The organism is Parvimonas sp. M20, from assembly GCF_035282425.1.
GTDB lineage: Bacteria > Bacillota > Clostridia > Tissierellales > Peptoniphilaceae > Parvimonas.
Window position 1 is genome coordinate 93979 of record NZ_JAYKBQ010000003.1, and the last position, 25243, is coordinate 119221.

A 25243-nucleotide genomic window follows, 5' to 3' on the forward strand; every position below is an offset into this window, starting at 1 on the left:
ACTAATACCCTGTATGTCCAAATCCACCTTTATCTCTAGTTGTATCAGATAGTTCTTCTACAAGTTTAAACTCTGCTCTCTCATATTTTGTAATTATCATTTGAGCAATCCTATCATTATTTTTGATAACATATTCTTTATCAGAAAGATTAACTATAAGAACTTTAATTTCTCCTCTATAATCACTATCTATTGTACCAACTCCATTAGCCATTGTTATACCATGTTTTAAACTCATTCCACTTCTAGCTCTTATTTGTCCCTCATAACCTAAAGGAATTTCTAAAAATAATCCAGTTGGTACAGCTACTCTTTCCAGTGGTTTAATCATTAAATCTTCATCTAAATTTGCTCTTAAGTCAAATCCAGAAGCACCCTCTGTGGCATAAGTTGGATTCTCATTTTTACTTCTATTTATAATTTTAACTTCCATTAAATTTTCCTCCAAAAAATACATTTTTAACAGTAATAGTATAACAAATTTATTGTATTTAATCAAACTACTTAACATCATTTTTTTCAATTTTCTCTAAGTAAAAATCATCGCTTATCTTTATAAATCTTGCAGTTACATCTAAAACTTCTGGTAAAAATTTATAATCACTTTTTAACTTACTTTTTGAAAATAAAACTCCTTCAAAAGCAAAATCAAACATATCTTTATCTGAATTATTAACAAAAACTCCTTGAACTTTAGGCTTCTTATTAATAACTATAATTTTACTTAAATTATAAATTTTAATATTACTATAAATATCTAATTCTTTATTTAAATCAAAAAATAGTTTATTTTTAACATCTATATTTATCACATTATATTTATAATCTTTAATATAATCTGAACTTTCTAATAGAAATGTTTTAATGAACTCATCTCTTGAACAATTTTTCAAGTTATCTATATCACATAAATTAAGATTATTATTTTTAAATTCAATACCTTTTTCTTCTAAATATTTACTTAGCAATTTTAGATATTGTTCATTATACATAAAGCATATTTTATCTTTATAGTCATATATTCTTAAATCATCAGAATAGGTACTTTGAATTTCATTGCTAAAAATTCTATCATACAATTTAGAAAAACCTTTATTTATGTCAAAGAAAAAATTATCACTTAATATATTAGTATTTCCATCAATAAATTTTTTTAACTGCAAATCAAATAAAAAATTTTCTATTCTATTTTTATCGACAATCTTATATTCAACTAATTCATTATTATTCTTTACCTCAATAAAAATTTCATATTGATTTACATTATACGACATATCACCATTCATTTTATTATTAAAGTTTATTTTTTTCTTGATTTTTTTACTATTTAGGGTTAAACTGTAATTTTCAAATTTTTTAGAATAATCATCAATATTATTAACTTTTAATAATTCTTTCATATTAATATTTAAAGAAAAATTTTCTCTATTATTTAATTTACTATTTATAAAATTTAACGTAGTCTTTGTACTTAGAATTTCTTCTATACTTATCTCTTCTAACTTTCTGGAAATAGATTTCTCTTTTGAAATTTTATGATTGTTTGTATTAAGTGTTCTATGATAAATTGATAAAAATGTAACTACAACTAAAGAAAATATCAATAAACTAATTGGCATAATATAAGATTTACGTTTCATATCAATTTTCTCCTGTCAAATATTTAAATTTCTTATTCTTAAAAAAAATATATTTACTATACTCTTTTCCATTAAAAGAAAATCTTAAAACTAAGTAATTATCAAAACTTTCCACTTCAAAAGAATCTAAATCTTTTATCAACAAATTATTTCCATAATATGTTGAATTTAAAATATCTTTAGATATTCTCCGTATTTCATATTTATCTCCATATTTTACTTTTTTATATATTATTTCATTTACTTTAGATATTGTATGATTTGATTTTTCACTCAAAAAAGAATTATATCTATATCTTTTTATCTCTATTCCATCTGAATTAACTCTGGTATCCGCAGAATCTGATATTTCATTTTCTATATAATCCATTGCATAATTTATCTGTTCTAATTTTGAATAATCCTTCCTTTGATTCAAATTTACAAAATATGTACCATAAAAAATATGTACACAACAAATAATGATAACACTTGAAACTGCAATTGTAATCAAAAGTTCTAACAATGTAAATGATTTTGATTTATTTGGATACATAAAATTCATATAATTTCTCCATATTATCTTTTAAAAAAATCTTTATATTATATAATTCACCTAAATCAGAAACTTTAACATCATATTTATTCATATCCACTTCATTTAAAATCGACCTATTAGTTTTTATATTATTTCTTATAAGTGCTATTGTATTTTCAATATCAGATAATTTTTTCACTTCTTTAATATTTTTATTTTGTATTTGCAAAAAATAATTAATTCCTGATATTATATATATACTAATAATTGATAAAATAAATACTGCAAAAATACATTCTACTAATGTAAATGCCTTATTTTTAAATAAATTAGTTTTCATTCTTAATCACATTAACAAAACCTGTTACCGGTCTTATCCTAATTTCATAATTTTCTTTTTCGTATGAAAATTCAAAAGTCTTCCCCTCACTAGGAATTCCATTAATATTTAATTCCAAATTAGTACTATTTAGTATATTCAAATTTTTACAATGTATCTTTTTTAATACATAGTCTCCTGATGAAATAGTAAAAATTTCATTTTCAGAATCAGATTTTAAAACAACAATTTTTCTATTTTTTATAGAAAAGACTTTTGCATTTTCAATACTTTCTACTATCAAATTTAATTCTTCATTAGCAATTGTTTTTTTATTATTTACAAAATTCACTCTAATAATCATAATCATAACAGAAATTATAGCCAAACATACTATTAATTCTATAAGAGTAAAAGACTTTTTCTTAATCATCTTTCTCCACTGCAGGTGTTACTATAACATCACCATTTTTTATTTCAACTTTATAAGCCGTTCCCTTTATAGACTTTGGCAATTTAGGAATTTCTTTTATATACTTTTTATTTACCAATTCTTCTGTTATATCCATATCAGATTCTACTTTTTCTTCTGATAAGTATCTAAGTCCTGCTACTTCCAAAACTTTAACATTTGCAGAATGTGCTGTTTTATCAGCTTTAACTCTTGAATTATTATATCTTGGTACTGCAATAAGAATTAAAATTGCAAGTATTGCTATAACAACTAAAAGTTCAATCAATGTAAATGCTTTTTTCTTTACATTACTCATAATATTAATCCTCCTAAAATAAATAATATATATTATACAAAAAAATTGCAGGAAAACTCCCGCAATTTTTTTAATTTGACCAATTACCGTTAGTAAATACAGGAATTTCTTCTCCAGATTCAGTTACTCCAACTATATTTAATGTTTCATCTCCAACCATAAAATCAACATGAACCAAACTATCATTAGCTCCTCTTTCTTTTAATTCTTCTTCTGTCATCTTTTCTCCATCCTTTAAACAAGTTGGATAGGCTCTACCTAAAGCTAAATGACAAGATGCATTTTCATCATATAGTGTTTCAAAAAACATTGTATTTGTATTTGAAATCGGAGAATCAAAAGGAACCAAAGCAACTTCTCCTAAAGACAAAGCTCCTTCATCGGTTTCTAATAAAGATTTTAAAACTTCATAACCTTTTTTTGCTTCATATCTAACAACTTTTCCATTTTCAAATTCTAACTTAAATTCATCTATTATATTTCCATTATAATTCAAAGCCTTTGTACTATAAACAACACCATTTATTCCATTTTTATGTGGAAGAGTAAATACTTCTTCTGTAGGCATATTTGCAGTAAAGCTTACTCCTTTAGCATTAAATCCACTACCTGCTGCATTCCAAACATGATTTTTTGGTAATTCAATAGTTAAATTAGTACCTTTTTTACTAGAATATTTTAAATATTTAAATTGCTTTTCATTTAAGTATTTTGCTCTTTTACTTAATTCACTAATATGCTCTTTCCAGCCTTTAACAGAATCTCCTTCCCCAATTCTTGCAGTGTAAAAAATTAAATCCCAAAGTTTTTCAATTGCTTCTTTTTCTGAAAGATTAGGAAATACAACTTTAGCCCACGCAGCAGTAGGCGCTCCTACAACACACCATGAATTTTTATCTGACATAAGTGAAGTTGAAAAATATTTCATTGCTTTTGAGTTAGCAATGCTATTAGCTTTAATTTTTTCAATATCTAGCCCATCAAATTTATTTGGATCATCACCAACTACAGAAATAAAAACAGCATTACTGTCAATATAATCTGTATATTGATCTACTGTCCATTGTTTTACTTCAGAAAGTGTTTCAATACTTGCATATTCAAACTTACGTCTTGTAATAATATCATCTCTCCAAACAACATTAACATCTCCAGCACCAGCTTTATAAGCTTCTTCTGTTAAAGAACGAACTAATTCTTTTGCTTCAATATTTGCTCTTATAACTACTAGTTGACCTTTTTGTACATTTGTTCCAACTTTAATGATTGTCTCAGAATATTTTTTTAATTTTTCATTAAATTCCATAACCTTCTCCTTATATTATACTATAAGTTAATTATACACTATTTTATTAAAAATGCAAACCTTAACAAAACTATCTCTATTTTTAATTAAAAATATATTTTATTACATCTATAATTAGAACTCCATTTATGATTAAATTACATATTAAATGAGCGGTCATGGGTACATAAATATTTCTTGTTTTTATATAAGAAACACTAAATGGTAAAGCCCAAATCATACATAAGAAAATACCCCACAATCTCAAAGAATGTTCTAAAGCATATAAAAACATTGATAAGAAGGTGGTAAATATCAGAATCTTATTATTTTTAAAAGAAATCAAATTCTGTCTAAAAAAGGTTTCCTCAATGATAGGTGGAAAAATAATTACTGAAAATAGAAATAAAATAAGTTTTAACCAATTATCAGCTCTCAATAAAATCATTCCCTTACTAAGATTAGGAAATATATTTTCCAAAATAATAGTAAAGTAAAATGCAATAGAAATAAATACTACTGTTAAAATTACTTGTATAAAAAATTTTTTGCCACTCTTGATAGCATTATACCACTCTTTTATAGAGAAATCTTTTCTTATATAGAAATAGATAGCTAATAACAAATAAAAGAAAAAATTTGTATAAATATAAAATTGTTTCTCTACAATAAAACACGATACTACAAATAAAAGTTCTATAAAAATAGGAAAAATATTTGACTTTATATATTTGTTTTTCATTATTATACCCCCCTTAAATTTTTAACTATTAAACAATAACATCAATTATAAAATTAACTACAATTGTTATATATATATACATTACTGCAAACAACTCTGCTCTTAAAAAATTTAAACTTTCTCCTATAGTATCTACGGCGTATTATTACTTGGTTATTTTGAATGGAAATATCTTTAATCTCTGAAATTCTGTAATCATGATAATATTTTTTCATAGTTAAAATAAATACAGTTTTTTCTTTAAACAGGAATACTACATCTAAAACGAATTATATCATTTTTTAATATTTTTTACCAATTACCATTTTTAGATAGCAATATATTGCACATATTAAGCACACCTTTTCTGGTTTTATCGTTATTACTATTTTAGGATATTTTTTAACAGGTGCAATTTTTTACAAATTAAAAGGCTGAGGATCTTTTACTCCCCAACCTTAATTACTAAACCTTGATTTTCGCAATATATGTCATAATCTGCAAAAATAATTTTTGATATCTTATCATAAAACATAGAGCTTTTATTCAACATTTCATCAACTCTTTCTGAGTGTTCTTCCCATACGAGACCATATTTCTTTTCATTAAGTGCATTTTCAATCTCCGTTATCGCACGGATATTTTCATCATCGTTGTTGATTTCTTTTAATTTTTCAAGATATTTAAGCATTTTTTCACGCTTAATTTTTGATAAATTAGTCATTCTATCCCTCTCTATATTACTAATTTTAAATTAAATAAGTAAAAGGTTCTATATTTGTTAAATTTATTATTCCCACTCGATATGTCCATTGATATCGATTTGTATAAATGACGTAAAATCAAGGTTTTTGATATCAAATTTAGCCTTATTATACATTTTATTTCTGGTTATTCGATTTTTTGCAAGCATATTGCAAGCACGCTTCATCTTCTACATGCTTATCTTAAATGTTCACAGTATATATCTTACCAACATCTAAAGTTTTTATCAGTTCTCCTTCATTTTCTTGTAGTATTCTTCTTGTATGATCAGCAATTTCTTCCCTAAGTTGTCCTGTTGCAGTATTTACTCCCAATGAAGTAATCTCTTCAGCTGTAGCCAATCTATATTTATCAGATGATTTATTTAACAACATTTTTAAATCTTCCATTTGTTCTACAGTCGGCAATAATTCTACTACATCAGCCAAAAGGATTTCATAAATTTGAAAATGTTCTCCAAAGTGAAGATTTGTCATATGTCTACCACAAAAACGATATGAAATCTCGTTCCAATTTATTATATTTTTTTCTATAAGTTCTTCCCTAAATTCACGACTTAAATTATCAACATTTTCTCTATTTGCTTTTTTATCAAAATGACTAATAAATTTCCTCAAGTATTTATTTTCCATTCTCAGCCTATAATCATTACGAGAAGATTCATCTATCGAAATCTTGTTATCATCCTTTACTTGAAATCTATTTTTAAGTTCTATTTTCTCATCTTCCTCAAATTTATAAACTCCTCCCACAGGTTGATATTTACCAGTTCCTCTTTCATTCTTAACTAATAGATATTTGTCCCCTATTTTTATTCTGTAGAGGTATGCAAAAGAAATTCGAATGATAGTATTGTCTGATATGAAACCGCCTCGTTTCAATTTTCTTTGAGACATCTTCCAATCTGTTGTATCTAAAACATCTTGGATCGAATGAAAAAGTGCTGGCAAAGAAAACCCAAGAAGTAAACCAGCAATACTGCTCCCTGCAGGCCATGATTTGATCTCAAAAATAACCATAGTTGCAATAAAGGATAGTGATATAACAAATATAATAGCACTTTTTATAATTTTCATAGTATCACACTCTACCAATCGGAATATTTATTCTCTCTTTTGCAACACACATATTATTTTTTATAATGTAACATTCAATATAATGATTACCGTAAAAGTTACTATGTTCAACTATTGTTTTTCCTTTTTCAACAATTTGCCCTCTAATTTGGTTCCTTCTTTCCGCTTCTGGACCAACATTTTTAACTTTCCAAAAGATTTTATATGGTTGAGGACAATCTGTATAATCCATAGTACAACGAATTTCAAAATTATGAGGCAAATAATGTCGTAATATAGATAAAAATTCAGTTAATAACTTTGGGCGCCATCCGTTTCCACTGACAATACACGACACCTTGCATCTGTACGATAAGCTTAATGGATATAATTCTTCAATATATTCTTCAGTATCAGCAAAAGAACAAATTGTTCTCAACACTGTCTTTGATTCATACTCTGCTATTTCCGTAGATTGCTCGCTCCAATAATCGTGATTGAAAAAACCATACCATGCTTGAATTGCATCAGCCTTTGAGCAATCATCTTTGAACAGAATCTCAAGATCCTCTAATTTACTCTTTAGACGATTTTTCCAATTGATCATTCGCTGAATATCACTTTTTCTTGAAGTTAAATCTCTCCCATTATCAACAGGTGCAGTAACACATGTATTTACTCCAAGACGCTCAACGATTGCCTTCATAGTATAATAGAATAATTCATCAATTCGTTCATATGAATCTTCTAATTTTTCCTCACACAAAACAGTTTGTAAGAGTCCACTAGGCATATTCTTCCAAGATTTTCTTGATTTACAAAACATTTTTGACAAGCGTAATATTTTTCTAAGCTTTCCCCCTGAATTGCTATTTTGAGTTATAAACCATTCGGATAATCCATTAAGCTCCCTTTCCGTCCAATCAGCTCCAGCATGTTCATAAACCCAACTATCGTTCCATTCATTATATTCTCGCCTATAAATTGCAAAATCTACATGATATCCATCTACATAATTCACACGTACACAACTCGTTTTGACTTCCGGTTCTGTATTAAACTGTTTCGTTCTTCTTTTAAGTGCATCTGCCACCATATTTCTTGTAGCCTGTGCTCCTTTATCTCCCAGCTCAGATTTATCAAAAACAATGGCAACATCAATATCATAATCATCATCTTCATTCTGTACAACAGTTGACATTGCAACACTACCTTGCACACACGTTTCTTTTATAGAATAGTATGTTTTATTTTCTTCATTATATTCTTTTAATCCATCTTTAAGTCGCTGAATGTTTAGTTCTTTTTTATTATACAGATTAGATTGTGCCTCTTGAGACAAAACAACATAGGAGTTATAAAATGTGTTAAATTTTGATGATAAGTCATACATCATCCTTATACCTCCCTTTTTAGATTATCAGAAATAAATCCTATATAATTCCCAAAACCAAGCATATATACTGCCATAGCAATTGCCATATCTTCAGAGTTGATATCCTGTTTAGATGCCATTTCTCTCAATTCATCAATAACTGTATCATGCGGTACAATCGTTCCTTCAAAGTACTTTACAGCCTTCTCAATAACAGATGGCAACACCATGCACATTTGATAAAAAGCATCCTCTTGTCCTGTCACAAGAGCATAAAATTGATCAAGGCTCACTCTACGAATTAATTTATGACCTACTTTTTTCTTATCAACGGTAGTCTCCCATTTAATATTTTGAGAGCGTTGTGCAATTGCTTCAACCAAAAAACAAGCACAATCATCGTCATTCAAAAGTTGATTTTGCATTTTGATAAATGTCTTACCCGCTGAAGCTGAGTTCATTGTGTTATGTTTGTTTTTCATTTCAACATACACTGTATGAACACTCCCTGCGTCAGGGATTTCAATTCCATTATCATTTTCATATATAATATCCCAACCACCTTCTTCACCATTAGGTGGAACATGACAATTTGCTACATACTGAAAAATCCTTTGATGAAAATATCCGATGTCATTATTATTTGATTTATCTCTTTGACGAAATATTTCGTTACTTACAATTTCTTCCCATGATGATTGATACACCGTCTTATCAAAAATAAGTTTTATCGGGTCAATAATATTTTTGTTGAAACGCTTTAGGTCGAAAGACTCCAGCTTTTCGCCATATTTTTCTATGGTTGATTTCACATGATTTGTAAAATCTTCTTCTGTTATAAAATTTAAATTCCACATTATAATTCCTCCAATGCTTCTTTTATTTTTAGAGCAATATCATATGCTAAATTTACAGGAACTGCATTCCCAACTTGCTTATACTGTTGTCCGATACTTCCACAAAATTGCCAGTCATCCGGAAAACTTTGACATCTTGCATTTTCCCTTATAGTAAATGGGCGTGGTTCTAAAGGATGACAACGATCCGTCTGTTTTTGACTTGGCGAAGTCAATACCGTAAGAGATGGCTCATCTAAGCTCAATCTCCTTAAGATACCTGTTCTCCCCCCTTCCATATACCAGCAACTTTTCATGTACTCCTTGGCTATATCCTCTGGAATATCTCTCCAGTAACCTCCTGGAGGAACCAATTCAAAAATTTTTCGCTTAGTTTCAGAATAACGTGTTCCTTCACTCTCAGGGCAATCCATTAGGATATCACGTAACACAGGTTTATATTTGTGCGGAATTGGAAAGTCAAAATGCATTTTATCAATCAAATCATTTCGTATTCCAATAGTAATAAGACGTTCTCTTTTTTGTGCCACCCCATAATCCCAAGCATTTAGTATACTTTTCTGAATTGTATATCCTGAATTTTCAAAGATATCTGTAATAGTTTTATATGTTCGACCTCTATCATGAGTAAGCAATCCTTTAACATTTTCAAACAAAAACATTTTGGGTTGGAGTTTATCCAAAAACTTTGCATAATGATAAAATAAAGTCCCTCTTGCATCCTCTAATCCCAATCTTTTGCCAGCGTAAGAAAAAGATTGACAAGGAGCTCCTCCTGATAACAAATCAAGCTCCCCCTTTTTTATGTCAAAATATTTCTCTAAATCCAAACACGATATATTAGCAATGTCATCATTTATAACTCTCCAATGAGGTCGATTACATTTCAATGTATCTGAAGCTGATTTGTCAAATTCTATCAATCCAATTGTATCAAATCCTGCTTTTTCGATGCCTAAAGCTAACCCTCCTGCACCTGCAAATAATTCTATTGTTTTGAAAGTTTTAACTTCAGCTTCTGTATTTTGAGCAACTGATATAATATCTCCTACATCACAATTCAATGCAGCACATATTTTTTCTATACTTTCAAAAGAAATAGTCTCATTTTTCCCCATGCGAGCCATCACATTAAAGCTTATTCCCGCAGCCTTCTTTAATTCAGTTTTATTCATATTTTTATCTATAAGCAATTTCCAAAGATTATTATAGCAAACCGCCACTTTAGCACCTCCAAAAAACAAACCACACAGAAATGGTTTGTTTCATTATAGCATAATCATGCAATTTATTCAACAATTCTCACGTTATCATTAGATATTCTCTCTTAATTGTCAAGACATATGTTACACTTTGAGAAATACTCGGATACTATTTCATTAGGACTTTTGAAATTAAGACTGGTCTTAGCTGTGCTGTTATATCTTTGCATATGCTTTTTGACAGCCGTTTTCAACTCTTTTTCACTTCTAAATATTTTTCTACCATAGAGTATTTTCCCATCTTCTCTATGACTACGTTCTACTTTTCCATTTTGCCATGGTGAATATGGTCTTGTTCTTTTTATCTTCATTCCCAAATACTCAGCAACTAATTGAAATCTTGTTTTTCTATTAGTCTTTTCTGCGTCATTTACGAATTCATATCCATTATCTACTTGTATTGTTTTTATCTTAAATCCCATATTCTTTTGTAATTCAAGCAAATATTTGCTAGTTTCATATGTGCTTTTTTCTTTGACTATTTTAAGCACCCTTTTTCTGCTATATTCATCTATTGCTGTTATTTGATAATATCTATCTCCATAGCTTGGAAATCTTACGCTTTCTTCCGGCACATATTTGATATCTACCTGTACTTTATCTCCGGGGTATCTACCATCCATTCTTTCATACTTTGTGTAGCTTTTACGATGTATTTTCGGCTTTATATAACCCCTCTTTCGTATTTGTTTACACATACTTCCAAAACTTCTTGTGTATCCATTACTCTTGCATCTCACATATACTTCTGCAAGTCCATATATACCATTACGCTTGAGCATACGCCGAATTAAGTCAAGTTCTTCCTCATTATGGGCATTTGGGTTGTTGTGCGGTTTTCTTGATTTTAACGCAAGACTTCGTACATCTCCATCATATTTTTTTAATTGACGATATACAAACTGCCTATTGGTATGATACTGTCTTGCTGCTTGTGTTACTCCATACTTAATAGCATATTCACATAAACGCTGGCGAAAACGCATTTCTTCTGTTATACTTTTCATGAGAAATACTCCTTTTTGATATTGTTTTTGTAGTTAAAAACTATTATATCAAAGTATCTCTCTTTTTTATTTGTTCCTGTAACATATGTCTTATCACATTACATCTCACGTTATCATTAGATATTCTCCTTATTTCATCTCATATAAAAAATCCGGTGCAGTCCTAAAGACCACACCGACCATATATTTATCTCTCAGCTTCCTTTGAAGCCTCTTTCGTTATAGTGGACTTTTTCATATCTTCATTCTGATGTTTCTTTATAGCGCCAATAACCGACTTCTTTTTCTTCTCTGTTTTATTTCTGCCAAGATAGTTATTCATATTTACTTTCAGATGTTCCAATTCGTCATACTCGGCTGATAATGAATTATGTTTCTTAATTATCTCCTCTTGTTTAGCTTGCAATTCTTTAGAATGCTGAAAAGATTTTTACTTGATTTTGTCTTTAACTCTCCTATTACAATATGTCTCAAGTGGGGAAATTGCTTAAGGAAAACATCTATTTCCTCATAAGATTTTTGATAAGCTTCTACATCTTTTCTGTTCATCATCATGTAAATTTTATCGTTCGGATTTTTGAGATAATCCTCATAATGTTCTTGCTTGCTTATACAGATTTGAATATGCTTAACAACTTCCTTTATCCTTTTTTGCTCCCATGACAGCTTGTCAAATTCTCATTTCAACTCGTTCTTTTCAATAGATATTATACTACTCCCACTCGATTGTTGCTGGTGGTTTGCTTGTTATGTCATAGACAATTCTGTTTATATTTTCTACTTCATTTACTATTCTTACGGAAACTCTGTCCAATACTTCATAAGGGATTCTAGCCCAATCAGCTGTCATAAAGTCTGTTGTTGTAACTCCTCTTAACGCTAGAGTGTAATCATATGTTCTAAAGTCTCCCATTACTCCAACTGTTTTGTTGTTTGTAATAACTGCAAAATATTGGCTTATATTTTTATCTTCTCCGGCTTTTGCAATTTCTTCTCTAAATATAGCATCGGCATTTCTTAAGATTTCCAATTTTTCTTCTGTTACTTCTCCCATTACTCTTATTCCTAAACCAGGTCCCGGGAATGGTTGTCTGAAAACTAAGTATTCAGGCATTTTAAGTTCTAAACCTAATCTTCTTACTTCATCTTTGAATAAATCTCTTAAAGGTTCTATTAAGTCTTTAAAATCCACAACATCCGGAAGTCCACCTACATTGTGATGTGATTTTATAACTTTTGCATCGCCAAGTCCTGATTCAATAACATCCGGATATATTGTTCCTTGTGCTAGGTAATCTACTTGACCTATCTTTTTAGCTTCATCTTCGAAAACTCTAATAAATTCTTCACCGATTATTTTTCTTTTTTGTTCAGGATCTGTAACTCCTTTTAAATTTTCTAAAAATCTTTCTTTTGCATTTACTCTTACAAAATTTAATTCATCATTTTTAAAAGCTTCTTCTACCTCATGGCCTTCGTTTTTTCTCATAAGTCCGGTATCAACAAATACACAAGTCAATTGGCTTCCTATGGCTTTTGAAAGTAATGATGCACAAACAGAAGAGTCAACTCCACCTGAAAGAGCTAATAAAACTTTTTTATCTCCAACAGTTTGTTTTATTTTTTGTATTTGTTCATTCATAAAGTTTTGTATTGTCCAATCACCACTTGCATTACAAATATCATAAAGAAATGATTTTATCAATTCTTTTCCTTCTTCTGAATGATTAACTTCCGGGTGATATTGAACGGCATAAATTTTCTTTCCTTCATTTTCTATTCCTGCATAAGGACATGTATCAGTATGTTGAATACATTCAAATCCTTCTGGAAGTTTTACAACTTGGTCTTGATGACTCATCCAAACTGTTGTTTCAGATTTCATATTTGAAATAAGTTTTGAATTTTTATCTTTTATACATAAAGTTTTCCCAAATTCTTTTTTGTCTGCTTTTTCTACAATTCCTCCAAATGTTTGAGAGATTAATTGCATTCCATAACATAATCCTAAAATTGGGATATTAAATTCAAAAATTTCTTTTTCAATTTTTGGTGCATTTTTATCATAAACACTATTAGGTCCACCAGTAAAGATTATCCCGATAGGTTTTTTTATTTTTATTTCATTAACTGCTTTATTGTAAGGAACAACTTCACAATATACATTAAGATCTCTTACTCTTCTAGCAATTAATTGGTTATATTGTCCTCCAAAATCAACAACAAGTATTAATTCATTTTTCATAAAATAGTCTCCTTAATTTTATTTAATAATAATATTATATAATAATAACAGCAAAAGGTAAATATTAATATAATTATTTTAATTGAAAAAGGAAGCTTTCGCTTCCTTTGGTTAATAATTTATTTTACTTCTGTAGGTACTGTAATTTTACCTTCAGCAATACTCTTCTTTAATTCTTCAATTTTTTGTTTTAATTCATTAGGAATTTTAATCTTTAATTGATCTTCTTTTCCATATGCAACGTCAACACCATTTGTTTTTAGTGAAAATTCAATAGTTTCTCCACCTCTGAATTTTCCTTCATATAAATCTTTACCAACACTCTTAATAGCTTCATTTACTTTTTTAATTGTAGAAGCTACAACATATTCCGGTGCTAAGTAAGATTGGTCTCTATCTACACCAAAAACGAATTTTTTGTTTTCTTTTGCTGATTCGATAACACCATTTCCTGTACCGCCTGATGCATGGAAAATCATATCAACTCCTGATGAGTACATACTATTTGCAATAGCTTTACCCTTAGTTGCATCTCCGAAACTTTCGGCATATTGAGCAACAACTTCTACTTTTTTATTCTTGTCTTTTGCTGCTTGTTCAACACCGGCTCTAAAACCTGCTTCAAATTTTTTGATTAATGGAGATGTAATACCGCCAATGAAACCAACTTTGTTTGAAGTTGTAAGTGAACCTGCTAAATATCCAACTAAGAATGAATTTTCATTATCTGCAAAAATTGTTCCAATAAGGTTCTTTGGAGTATTTTCAAAAGAAGAATCAATAATTACATACTTTTGATCCGGATTAGCTTTTGCTGCCGCTTCAATATCTTTTTTCAATGCAAAACCTATACCTGCAATTAAATCATTTTTAGAATCAAGTAAAGTTTCTAAATGTGTTTTATAATCAGAAGCTTGTTTACTTTCCAAATAAGTAGGTTTTTCGATTATACCTTCTTTTTGAAGTTCTTTTAACCCTTCATAAGCAGATTGGTTAAATGATTGATCGTTAACACCACCAGTATCAGTTACCATAGCATACTTAATTGGTTTTTTAGTATTTTCTTTTTTTTCTCCTGTTTTTTCATTAGGTTTAGAAGAACAACCTGTTAAAATCATAGCACCCACTAAAAGTGCTGCGAAAGTCTTTTTAAATTTCATATAAAACCCTCCTAAATTATCTAGTCTAGTACATTATATATCAAAATTACTAAAATTACAATACTTTTTTTAATCTCCAACTAAATTATCTCCACTATTGGAATTACTATTATTTTTTTTATCAGATTCAACATTTTCTCCTGATTCAGACTTATTATCTAGATACTGTCCAATAATATCTCTAACAATTGGGCCACAATATGCTCCAGCTCCTCCTTGGAATATTACAGTAGCAATAGCAATTTCCGGTTTATTATAAGGTGCAAAAGAAACGTTCCAAGCATAGTTATCATACGCTTGTCCAGTAACAGGATTTACTCCACTTTTTTGTGCTGTACCTGTTTTTGTTCCAATTTCTATTGGTAAATTTTTAAAAATTTTAGAGTTTTCAGAAGTTTTAGACGCCATGTTCATTCCTTCTAAAATGTATTTTAAATTTTTAGGATTAAAACTTGATTTTTCAGTTTCAGGATCGTTTTGGAATGAAACCTTATTATCATGACTTACTATTTTTTCAATAACAGATGTTTTTATCTTTTGTCCACCATTTGCAATCATAGCCATATATCTTGCCATTTGTATAGGTGTATAAGCATTTTGTCCTTGCCCTATTACAGTATTTAGTGAGTCAGCATTAGACCAAGAAGCTTGATTTAAATAGTCAAACTTTATCATATCTGCTAAAGTAACTTTTGAATTTCCAACTGCTTCTTCAGCTTTTAATTCCAATTTCTTCAATCTTTTAATTACTTCTGTTCTTGATAGAACTGTTTCTTCATCAGTCCAATTTACAATAGTATCAATTATTTTATTAAAGTCGTAATCTTCCTTATTTTTACCATCTAAAATATATTTATCAATTTCTTTCTCTAACTTTTGTTTTAACATGATTTTAGTTAGAGATTTTTTAGTATTTGAATCAGGAACAACTCCCTTGCTTTCTTTTGGAACATTTATTTCAATACCTGTTCTTTCTCCAAGCCCCAATTCTTTTACAGTTTTTGATAAATCTTCAATTGTAATTTTAGTACCTGTTTTTTTATTTGATTTAGGATTTTCTCCTAATGCTAAAGCATAAAAATAGTAGTTACAGCTATCTCTTAAAGCAGTTCTTAAATTTTCATTTCCGTGTGTTCTTTTATATTGATTCCATATCCAACAACCAAATTTAGTATCACCAACGTCCATTACACCTTGACAGTTAATATTTTCATTAGGATTCAATCCTTTTTCAAGAGCTGCGAGTGCACTTGCAAGTTTGAAAGTTGAACCCGGTTGTGAAATACTTTGAGTGGCTATGTTGTATAAAGGTCTAGGAGCAAGAAAATCTCTTGCATCTTCTGGAAATAAACTTATCCAATCACTATTTGAAATTCCTGTTACAAAAAGATTTGGATCATAAGAAGGATAACTTGCAAGTGCTAAAACTTTTCCCGTTTTAACATCAAGCACAACAACTGCTCCACTTGTTGCATTTTTATGACTTTCATTAGGTCTATAACTTCCCCACTTACTTTTATACTCACTTCCATTTCTAATAGATTCCAAAGTACGTTTTAAAGACTCTTCAGCTACCTTTTGTAAATTTGCATCTATCGATAAATATACATTTTTTCCTGGAACAGCCTGTGTTTCAGAAATTGTTTCTGTTCTATTTCCTCTATTATCGACCATTACTTTCTTTAAACCGTCTTTTCCTTTTAATGAAGCTTCTTGACTTTCTTCAACTCCTGTCTTTCCGATAAAACTATCTGAAGAATATCCCTTATCCTTACTATATTTTTCAATTTCATCTTGTTGCGAAATTTTCCCAATATATCCTAAAATGTGAGAAGCTAATTCCCCATTAGGATAATGTCTTATTGGTTCCATCGAAACAGTAAATCCCTTATTATTTTCAAATTTTTCCTTTATATGAGAAACACAAGATTCAGAAATACCATAAGTAAGAGTAATAGGAATATATGCCTTGTCTCCTTGTAATTCAACTTTTCTATTTAAAACTAAATAACTATAAGCATTATAATCATCCAAATTTTCAATGGAATATGTCTTTTTTAAAGTTGAGAATAAGCTTTCTGCTGTATAATCGTCTTTAATTTTATATCTATTTTTTATTTCTGTTCTGTTAATATTATAAACATAATCAAATGATTTACTTGTTATAGAAATTTTTAAAATAATATTATTTTCGGTATTTACTTCTTGAGCAACAGTTTTTATATCATCAGATAAAACAAAATCATAAAGTAGACCATTTTCTTCTGCAATGGAAATTAAATGAGTTAAAGGTTCAATATCTTTTTTCGCATTATCTTTATAATTAAATTGTACTTTTTCCTTATCTTTTTCATCTTTAACTAATGTATATTCAACATTTGCATCAATATTTTTTTCCTCTAATTTCTTTAATAAAATCTCAGCAGGAATAATCTTATTTCCTTTTTTATCAACTTTTACATAACTCAATAATTTATCCATGGTAAATTTTCTAACCATATTATAAAAATCATCTTTTGCACTAGTTTCTAGAGTTACCTTTGAATTTTGTCTATTTAATTCTGATTTTATTAGTAATAAATTATATCTATTCAAGTCAACCAATGGACTTAATTCTATATTTTTTAAAAGATTTTTTTTCTTTAATTCTTCATAAACTAATTTTCTAGCCAAAGGTTGATCTAATATTTTTCTTATTATTGACTTATCATCTTTTACTAAATCGGCAACATGTGAATAAATTCCCTTAGAAAGGTCTTTACCTTTTGCATATTCTTCATATTTTTTATCCTTAGAGAAACTTATATCTCCACTATCTACATCAAAAAAATCACTTGGAACATATATTCCTTTAAGTTGTAAATCTCTTATAACTTTTTTTATGATATAGTATGAAAATTTTGATGAAGAATTTTTTTCAATTCTAAGTTTTAAAATATCTTCTACCAATTTATTTTCTAAAATTATATCCAAAACTTTTTCTTTGGGAGATTTTTGTTCAGTAAAATAATCTACATCTGAAGAATATACAAAATAATTAATTCCTAAAAAATAATCATCAGTATCCCAACTTGCACCATCTTTATTAAGTATTCTGGTTAATTCTTCAATTTTACTTACTTTCTCATCTTTATTTAATCTATTAAATTCATCTTTTAAAATCTGAACAGCTGGACTCGTCTTTACTCCTGCTAATAATTTTCCATTTCTATCATAAATATTACCTCTAGGAGCTGTTATTTTCACATCTTTAAGTCTATTATTATCTGCTTTATCTCTGTAGTCATCACCATTTATTATTGTTAAATGAAATAGTTTTACAACAAGTGCAATCATTAAAATAAATAAAATGGAATAAACTATCTTATATCTTAATTGTCTATCATTAATCTTTTCTAATTTATTCTTGTCAAAAATTTTCATACATCTACACCCACTAAAATCTAAATTTTCTTTTCTTAAACACTTTTTTTATAACATAATTACATATCAAATATAATATAACATTTAAAATCATTTCAATAATTATCGGACCTTTTAAATATTTAATAAGACCTACTGAGGACGAATTTTCTAAAAACATATAAATTATTGTATTCATAACCCAATAAAACAATGTTGCAACAACTGTAATTATTGATCCTGAACGGATATCTCCTTTGTTTATAGAGTCCTCATTATATCCTACTATAAATCCAATCATATAATATATTAATGCTCTTATCCCAATTACTTTTGAAAACAAACTATCTTCAATAATACCAAGAACAATTCCTGAATAACCAGATACATAAGATCCAAAATTCATAGCGATAGCAACAACTAATGCTAAACTCATATTTGCCTTAGAACTAAATATACCAAAATTTGGTAATATGGCTGTTTGTATCATTATACTAGCAAAAAACATTAACACAACTTTTAATCTATTCATTGCCATCACCATTTCCTTTTAATACAAACACTCTAAATAAAGTTGTAAAATCAACTGGAGATTTCACACTTATCTTTTTTTCTAAACCATTTTCTGAAGTATTTACATCTGTAACTTCTCCAATATATAAATTTCTAGGAAATACACCACCTCTACCTGAAGTAACTAGTTTATCTCCAGCCACGACATCTGCATCTGATTTATACATAAATCCAGAAAGTAAATTGTTCTCTTGCCCATTTATTGCTCCATATGATTGCGTTCTTACCACATTAAATGAAACATTACTTGAAGAGTCAACTAAACTAGATACTTTACTCCAATTATATCCAACCTCTATTACTTTTCCAACAACTGCTTTAATATAAGTGTTTTCATTCTCTCCAACAGTTCCCTGAACTATAATATCTCCAACTTTAACTCCATCTTTACTACCTTTATTTATATTAAATCGTATAAGCAAACTATTGTTATCCAATGCAATTACATTTGCACTTAAAAGATTTTCTTTATTCTTTAAGTACAAATTGTATTCATTTTTTAAAAATTCTTCTTTTGCAATAATATTCTCCATACTTACATTTTTTTCTTTAAGTTCTGCATTTTCAATTTTTAATTTTTCGTTTTCTTCTCTAATTGCTTTTGATCCAAAAATACTTTTAAAAACCTCTTTTGAACTTGCGATAGAAGAATAAACAATTCTTGAAATTGAATTAGTTACGGTTCCTATAGCGTTTTCTCCAATATTCATAATAGAAGAATTACTACTGAAAAAAATTATAGAACTCAAAATTATTACTGTAGTGAAAAAAGAAATTTTCTTTTTTCTTGCTTTAATATTTCTAAATCTATTCATTATTCTTTCTCCTATTATTTTTCGCTCTTGCATTATTAGCCAATATACTTGCTCCAGAACAAGTGCAAGTCAATGGATTATCAACAACATTAATTGCTATTCTAAGTTCATTTTGCAAATATTCTACACAACCATTAATTTTAGAACAACCACCAGTTAAAAATATACCATTTCTTAAAACATTTCCTGTCATTGATGGAGGAGTTTTTTCCAAAATAACTTTTATCGCATCAATAACTGCGTTAAAAAGTGGGAATAATGAAGAAGTTATATCTTTTCCATATATTGTGGCATTTCTAGGCATTCCACTATTTACATCTCTTCCAAATATTGAAAGATTATTAGTAATATTACTAGTTATAAATGATGATAAATTAATCTTTATGAATTCAGCTGTTTCTTTATCTATCATTAAATCATATTTATTTTTTACAATATTTATGATATCATAATCTATTGAATCTCCACCAATATCTACAAATTTTGAAGCAACAACACCTCCCAAACTAACTAATGAAACATCAACTGTTCCTCCACCTACATTAGCTATAATACTTCCTGATGGCTCTAATGCAGGAAGCCCCATTCCAATCGCAGAAGCAACTGCACTTGGAATAAATTCAACACTTCTTGCACCAGAATAAATCACACAATCTTCAATAGCTCTTCTATCAACCTCAGATATTCCACTAGATATGGCAATATGTACCTTTGGATGAAAAACTGAAAATGTTGACTTTGCTTTTTTCAATAAATTTGTAAGCATTACCTGTGCTATTTCAAAATTTATTATTTTTCCTCCCTTTATAGGTGCTAATGTTATTATATTATCAGGAGTTTTCCCCTCCATACTTTTTGCTTTTTCTCCAACTGCAACAATTTCATAGTTATTTAAGTCAACTGCAACTACAGAAGGCTCCATTATCTTTCCATCTTTTCTTTTTGAGTAAATTAGAGTATTAGATGTTCCTAAATCTAAAGTTAAATCTTCCCCTAAAATCCACGAAAAACTCATTTTTTTACCTCTCTTATCTCATTAATCCTTTTTCTTTTAAACTTACATATTTATTATATCCAATTATAATATGGTCTAATAATCTAATTCCAACTAAGTCTCCTACATCTTCTAATCTTTTTGTTATATCTATGTCTTGTGAACTAGGAGTTGGATCTCCACTTGGATGATTATGCAAACAAATAATACTATTTGCTCCATATCTCAAAGCATATTTAAAAACTTCTCTTGGATGAACTATGGATGAGTTCAAATCTCCTTTGGATATTTCATTCCAAGATATTATTTTGTTCTTTGTATCTAGTAATAAAACATAAAAATGTTCTTTCATTTCATCTCTTAATATGTTCATAAAGATATCAGCTACACTTTTAGGTGAACAAAACGAAAAATTATCAACACATTCTCTCATATTCAACCTTTTAAAAAGTTCTAAAGCTGAAACCAAACTACATGCTTTAGACAAGCCAATTCCATCAATTTCCATCAAATCATTAATTGTAATCTCACTAATTCTATGAAATTTACTCATATATATCCATAGTTTTTTTGAAAGTGTTAACACATCTTCTTTTTTTGAACCACTTCGAATTAAAATAGCTAAAAGTTCATATTCTGATAAACTTTCAGGACCAAATTTATAAAGTTTCTCTCTTGGCTTATCTGTTTCGTTCAATTCATTTATTGAAATAGTAAAAGTTTCAATATCTTTATATTCGACATTTTTTAAGCTATTTACTTCATTAATTGTTTTATCACCAAAAGATATTTCTTCTTCTCTAATTTCTTTTTCAAATGATTTCATATCCTTTGTTTTTTCATTTTTTAAAAATACTTTTAAATCTTTTAAAAAATCATCATAATTATAATTTGACATAATAACCTCTTAAAATTTTATACATATAATTTGAAATAACACCAACTAATATGCCTGTAAAAATTCCAATCATCCCTAAAAAAGGAATAAAATTAACCAAAGTTTTTGTATTTAAAAGAATCATAGAAACTAGTATTTGAACCATAACATGGGAAACAGAACCTAAAACACTTATTCCTATTAAACTTAAAAATTTACTACAAAACTTATTTAATAAATACATAACAATAATACTTGTAAATCCTGCAGTAAAATTATATATAAAACTTATTGGATTTCCTAAAATCATTACCAATAAAATAGCCTTTAAAAATGAAATAAAAAATGCTTCCTTAAAACTAAATAATAAAATAGAATTTATTATTATTATATTTGACAATCCTAATCTCACATTTGGTATAGGAATAGGAATATAATATTCCAGTAATGAAACAATTAAAGCTACTGAAACAAATAATGAAATTAAAACTACTTTTTTTGCTTTCACTAATTTACCACATCCAAATCATTAGTTTTTCTCGATTTTATTTGTATTACAAGTCTATTAGGCATACAAATAATTGCTTGTCCAACTTTATTTATTTTACCAAATTTAACATCAAGTTTATCAGGACAACTTGCTTCTATTACTCTAACGCCGTCATTATCAACCTCTAGAATATTAAGTCCAAAAGAAGTTCTTATAGGATAAACTTTCTTTTCATTACCAAAAGTGATTTGTTTAATCTCTTCTCCGTTTACTTTAACACTAATATATTTATCTCCAGTTGTTATAAAACTATTGCTTATGTAGATAAATGAAAAGCAAAATATAACAATTAAAGTAAAGATAACAATAACATCTCCTTTTTTCATACACACTTCCCTATTAGTACTATAAAATATCAAGATTCCTAAATATACACAAATTCAATCAGGCTTGAATAAGTAATATTTTATCTCAGCATTAATTTTATCAAAAAATTATCTATATTTCAATGTTTTAAAAAATTTTTTTCAGGAAATAATTTATATGTTACTTAAAATAAAGAAAAAGTAGTATTGTAAAAATTTAAAAATAACTACTTTTTAACTTAATTTGATATTTAATAAAATTAGCTAACTGAATTAATATAATGACCTTTATAAGAATTTAATGAATCTATTTTCTTTGAGTATTTTAAACATTCTATACAATCATTTAGAATCCTATAAACAGTATTAGAATCCTCATAAGTAAAATCAAGTCTTACTCTGTCAACTCCTATTTCAAATATTTCTCTTATATTGTCTCTTAAATCAAGAGCAATATGATTTCTTATTTCAGTTCTACAAAACATATCTTGAAATAATTTAAATTCTCTATTCTCCATATCTTTTAAAATATAATCACTTCTTGCACATTCAGCACAAAGTCTATCTTTATGGCAATCTTTTGTCAAAACTCCCATTGCACAGTATTCTGTTAGCATTGATCTAGTATGACCGTATATTATCATGTCAACATTTGAATTTCTTTCTTTTGACTTATCCAATACGTTTTTAATTTCAAATTTATTTATTTCCTGTGAAATTGTTATATCTTCAGCATCAAAATATTTTTCGAAAAATTTCAACAAATATGAATTATAGATATTAAAATATGTATCTATATTGAATTTTTTTGTGCCAAATTTTGATTTAAAAAAGTTTTTTGAACCCCAAGTTGATATTTGAACTTTATTAAAAATTTCGCCATTTATTTTGGATAAATATTTTTCTAACACAGAAAACTCTTCATTTCTTATAACACCTAAAGCACTGTAAATTATATTTATCCCAAGAGTTTTAAATTTATTATAATATTTTTCAAGTAAAGTAAAATCTTCAGTATAAATTTCTTTTACAAACTCTGATACATTTGGATTTTCTAAAATTGTATCCAATTGAGAATTTTTATGTACTTTTAATGTAATTTTCCCATTAAAGACTTTTTCACCTTTTAGATAGCTAGAATCCTCATAAGGACAAATAATTCTATTTACTGAAAAATCCAATCTATACTCTTCATATTTTTCTATCGCTTTTCTTCTAAGATTATTTAATACCGAAACCGGAATAAATGCATCTTTATCTACAAATATATTATCAAAAATGAATTTGTAAGGAGTTCCACCAGTTTTAGACAATTTTTCAATAATCTTATCTATTTCAGCTTCTTTATTATTTGCTTTTTCTATTTTTTCGTCTGAATAAACTTCAATATTTTCTAAAACAAACTTTGCTTTCTCACCAACTTTAATAAAAATTTCACATTTTAAATTAATCTTTTTATTTTCAATTCCTTCTTTAAATGATTTATTAGCATTATCTACCAGTTGTTTATCTGATGTTTTATAAATTGGAGTTTTAGGTTTTATATTTTTCACGAAATCAATTTCTACAATTTCTCCTGCTAATCCACAGTCATAAATTTCTCCATTTTTAATTATTCTTCCAATATTTCCTCCACCTAAGTTAATTCCATCCCCCTTTGAAAGTTTACCGGATAATTTAATTTTTAATTTACTCTTTTTTGGATTGAAACTTAGAACTTCTCCAACTTTTACACCAACATTATTAGGCTTATCTAAATTGATAATATCCGAACCATTTTTACTCATAAGATAACCTGATGTAAATTTTCTATTAAAAATAGCTTCTAAATCTTCTTTTAAAGCCTTTTTATCATTTGTAACTTTATTATTTATGTAATTGTCTATAGCTTTTCTATATCTTGATGTAACAACTGCTACATATTCAGGTCTTTTCATTCTTCCTTCAATTTTTAAGGATTTAATACCTGTATCCAATATTTTTTCGATATTTTCAATACTACATAAATCTTTTGGACTTAATAAGTAATTACCATTTACATCAATAATTTTACCTGTTGTTTTATTTATTAATTTATAGCTTTGTCTACAAGGTTGAGCGCAACGACCTCTATTTCCTGAACGATCTCCAAGCATTGAGCTCATAAGACATTGACCTGAATAGCTTACACAAATAGCTCCGTGAATAAATACCTCAATGTCTATATCAATATTATCACAAATCTCCTTAATTTCTTCTATACTGAGTTCCCTAGCAAGAACTACTCTATCAAATCCAACTTTTTTTAATTCTAAAACGTCATTTAAAGAATGTGCAGATATTTGAGTAGACGCATGTAGTTCCATATTTGGATATCTTTTTCTTAAAACTTCTGCAACTCCGATATCGGACAAAATTATTGCATCCACACCAATTTTATATAAAAAATCTGTATAAGAAAGCAATTCTTCAACTTCAGTTTCTTTTATAGATGTATTAACCGTAACAAATATATTTACATTCCTAAGTTTTGCATATTTAACCGCTTCTTTTAGCTCATCATTGTCAAAATTCGTTGCAGAGGCTCTTGCTCCAAAACTGTTACCGCCTAAATAAATGGCATCTGCTCCATTTTGAATCCCGGCTTTTAAGGAGTCCATAGAACCCGCCGGAGATAAAAGTTCAAACATATTTTTCCTCACAATAAAAATAATATCTTTATAAAAATGTGTAAAGACATGTTTATTATACCACATTTTTTGCAATAAAA

25 protein-coding genes and 1 pseudogene are annotated in these 25243 nt (G+C 27.9%); all 26 read right to left on the reverse strand.

The window, feature by feature from the left end:
* Position 1 precedes the first annotated feature (1 nt).
* The 26 genes and pseudogenes from dut to VJI93_RS02660 all read right to left on the reverse strand — a co-directional run bounded on the left by dut (position 2) and on the right by VJI93_RS02660 (position 25163).
* A complete protein-coding gene (dut, locus tag VJI93_RS02535; protein ID WP_323999023.1) occupies positions 2-433 on the reverse strand; it encodes a dUTP diphosphatase in 432 nt (143 codons plus the stop codon).
* A 67-nt stretch (positions 434-500) separates the two neighbouring features.
* Positions 501-1640, reverse strand: a complete 1140-nt coding sequence (locus VJI93_RS02540) for a hypothetical protein (RefSeq protein WP_323999025.1) — start codon at positions 1638-1640, stop codon at positions 501-503.
* A gap of 1 nt (position 1641) precedes the next feature.
* On the reverse strand, positions 1642-2184 hold the full coding sequence (locus tag VJI93_RS02545) for a PulJ/GspJ family protein (RefSeq protein ID WP_323999027.1): 543 nt from the start codon (positions 2182-2184) through the stop codon (positions 1642-1644).
* On the reverse strand, positions 2162-2497 hold the full coding sequence (locus VJI93_RS02550; protein ID WP_323999029.1) for a prepilin-type N-terminal cleavage/methylation domain-containing protein: 336 nt from the start codon (positions 2495-2497) through the stop codon (positions 2162-2164). Before VJI93_RS02550 ends, VJI93_RS02545 begins: the two co-directional genes overlap by 23 nt.
* Positions 2487-2909 (reverse strand): type II secretion system protein, encoded by a 423-nt coding sequence (locus VJI93_RS02555; protein WP_323999031.1) that lies wholly within the window; start codon positions 2907-2909, stop codon positions 2487-2489. Before VJI93_RS02555 ends, VJI93_RS02550 begins: the two co-directional genes overlap by 11 nt.
* Entirely contained in the window at positions 2902-3246 is a 345-nt protein-coding gene (locus VJI93_RS02560) for a prepilin-type N-terminal cleavage/methylation domain-containing protein (RefSeq protein ID WP_323999034.1), read from the reverse strand. Before VJI93_RS02560 ends, VJI93_RS02555 begins: the two co-directional genes overlap by 8 nt.
* Before the next feature lie 70 nt (positions 3247-3316).
* A complete protein-coding gene (locus tag VJI93_RS02565; RefSeq protein ID WP_323999037.1) occupies positions 3317-4552 on the reverse strand; it encodes an aminopeptidase in 1236 nt (411 codons plus the stop codon).
* 82 nt (positions 4553-4634) lie between these two features.
* A complete protein-coding gene (locus VJI93_RS02570) occupies positions 4635-5273 on the reverse strand; it encodes a CPBP family intramembrane glutamic endopeptidase (RefSeq protein WP_323999040.1) in 639 nt (212 codons plus the stop codon).
* Positions 5274-5697: 424 nt separating this feature from the next.
* The gene (locus VJI93_RS02575) at positions 5698-5976 is read right to left on the reverse strand and encodes a hypothetical protein (RefSeq protein ID WP_323999043.1); all 279 of its coding nucleotides are present in this window, start codon (positions 5974-5976) and stop codon (positions 5698-5700) included.
* A 223-nt stretch (positions 5977-6199) separates the two neighbouring features.
* Positions 6200-7093 carry an SMODS-associated NUDIX domain-containing protein gene (locus VJI93_RS02580; protein WP_323999046.1) on the reverse strand — a complete coding sequence of 298 codons (894 nt, stop codon included), beginning with the start codon at positions 7091-7093 and terminating at the stop codon, positions 6200-6202.
* Between the two features lie 4 nt (positions 7094-7097).
* Positions 7098-8468 (reverse strand): nucleotidyltransferase, encoded by a 1371-nt coding sequence (locus VJI93_RS02585; protein WP_323999048.1) that lies wholly within the window; start codon positions 8466-8468, stop codon positions 7098-7100.
* A 2-nt stretch (positions 8469-8470) separates the two neighbouring features.
* The gene (locus tag VJI93_RS02590) at positions 8471-9304 is read right to left on the reverse strand and encodes an Eco47II family restriction endonuclease (protein WP_323999049.1); all 834 of its coding nucleotides are present in this window, start codon (positions 9302-9304) and stop codon (positions 8471-8473) included.
* Entirely contained in the window at positions 9304-10347 is a 1044-nt protein-coding gene (locus tag VJI93_RS02595) for a DNA cytosine methyltransferase (RefSeq protein ID WP_416384085.1), read from the reverse strand. Before VJI93_RS02595 ends, VJI93_RS02590 begins: the two co-directional genes overlap by 1 nt.
* A pseudogene (locus tag VJI93_RS02600) lies at positions 10324-10527 on the reverse strand (helix-turn-helix domain-containing protein); the annotation flags it as partial. The pseudogene VJI93_RS02600 and the gene VJI93_RS02595, both read right to left, overlap by 24 nt.
* Before the next feature lie 104 nt (positions 10528-10631).
* Entirely contained in the window at positions 10632-11573 is a 942-nt protein-coding gene (locus VJI93_RS02605; protein WP_323999050.1) for a DDE-type integrase/transposase/recombinase, read from the reverse strand.
* A gap of 187 nt (positions 11574-11760) precedes the next feature.
* On the reverse strand, positions 11761-11979 hold the full coding sequence (locus tag VJI93_RS02610) for a hypothetical protein (protein ID WP_323999051.1): 219 nt from the start codon (positions 11977-11979) through the stop codon (positions 11761-11763).
* A gap of 306 nt (positions 11980-12285) precedes the next feature.
* Positions 12286-13818: a glutamine-hydrolyzing GMP synthase gene (gene guaA, locus VJI93_RS02615; RefSeq protein ID WP_323999052.1), complete on the reverse strand. Its 1533-nt coding sequence runs from the start codon at positions 13816-13818 to the stop codon at positions 12286-12288.
* A 119-nt stretch (positions 13819-13937) separates the two neighbouring features.
* Complete coding sequence (locus VJI93_RS02620) at positions 13938-14978, reverse strand: BMP family ABC transporter substrate-binding protein (RefSeq protein WP_323999053.1); 1041 nt, start codon at positions 14976-14978, stop codon at positions 13938-13940.
* Between the two features lie 69 nt (positions 14979-15047).
* On the reverse strand, positions 15048-18401 hold the full coding sequence (locus VJI93_RS02625; protein WP_323999054.1) for a penicillin-binding transpeptidase domain-containing protein: 3354 nt from the start codon (positions 18399-18401) through the stop codon (positions 15048-15050).
* A gap of 13 nt (positions 18402-18414) precedes the next feature.
* Positions 18415-18912 (reverse strand): rod shape-determining protein MreD, encoded by a 498-nt coding sequence (gene mreD / locus VJI93_RS02630; protein ID WP_323999055.1) that lies wholly within the window; start codon positions 18910-18912, stop codon positions 18415-18417.
* The gene (gene mreC, locus VJI93_RS02635; protein ID WP_323999056.1) at positions 18905-19768 is read right to left on the reverse strand and encodes a rod shape-determining protein MreC; all 864 of its coding nucleotides are present in this window, start codon (positions 19766-19768) and stop codon (positions 18905-18907) included. Before mreC ends, mreD begins: the two co-directional genes overlap by 8 nt.
* Complete coding sequence (locus VJI93_RS02640; RefSeq protein WP_323999058.1) at positions 19761-20783, reverse strand: rod shape-determining protein; 1023 nt, start codon at positions 20781-20783, stop codon at positions 19761-19763. The genes mreC and VJI93_RS02640 overlap by 8 nt, the downstream gene beginning before the upstream one ends.
* 13 nt (positions 20784-20796) lie before the next feature.
* Positions 20797-21660 (reverse strand): RadC family protein, encoded by an 864-nt coding sequence (radC, locus tag VJI93_RS02645; RefSeq protein WP_323999060.1) that lies wholly within the window; start codon positions 21658-21660, stop codon positions 20797-20799.
* The gene (locus tag VJI93_RS02650) at positions 21647-22147 is read right to left on the reverse strand and encodes a Gx transporter family protein (RefSeq protein WP_323999062.1); all 501 of its coding nucleotides are present in this window, start codon (positions 22145-22147) and stop codon (positions 21647-21649) included. The genes radC and VJI93_RS02650 overlap by 14 nt, the downstream gene beginning before the upstream one ends.
* Positions 22147-22515, reverse strand: coding sequence for a NusG domain II-containing protein (locus tag VJI93_RS02655; RefSeq protein ID WP_323999063.1), 369 nt, complete (start codon positions 22513-22515; stop codon positions 22147-22149). Before VJI93_RS02655 ends, VJI93_RS02650 begins: the two co-directional genes overlap by 1 nt.
* A gap of 239 nt (positions 22516-22754) precedes the next feature.
* Positions 22755-25163: a peptidase U32 family protein gene (locus tag VJI93_RS02660; RefSeq protein WP_323999064.1), complete on the reverse strand. Its 2409-nt coding sequence runs from the start codon at positions 25161-25163 to the stop codon at positions 22755-22757.
* Positions 25164-25243 lie beyond the last annotated feature (80 nt).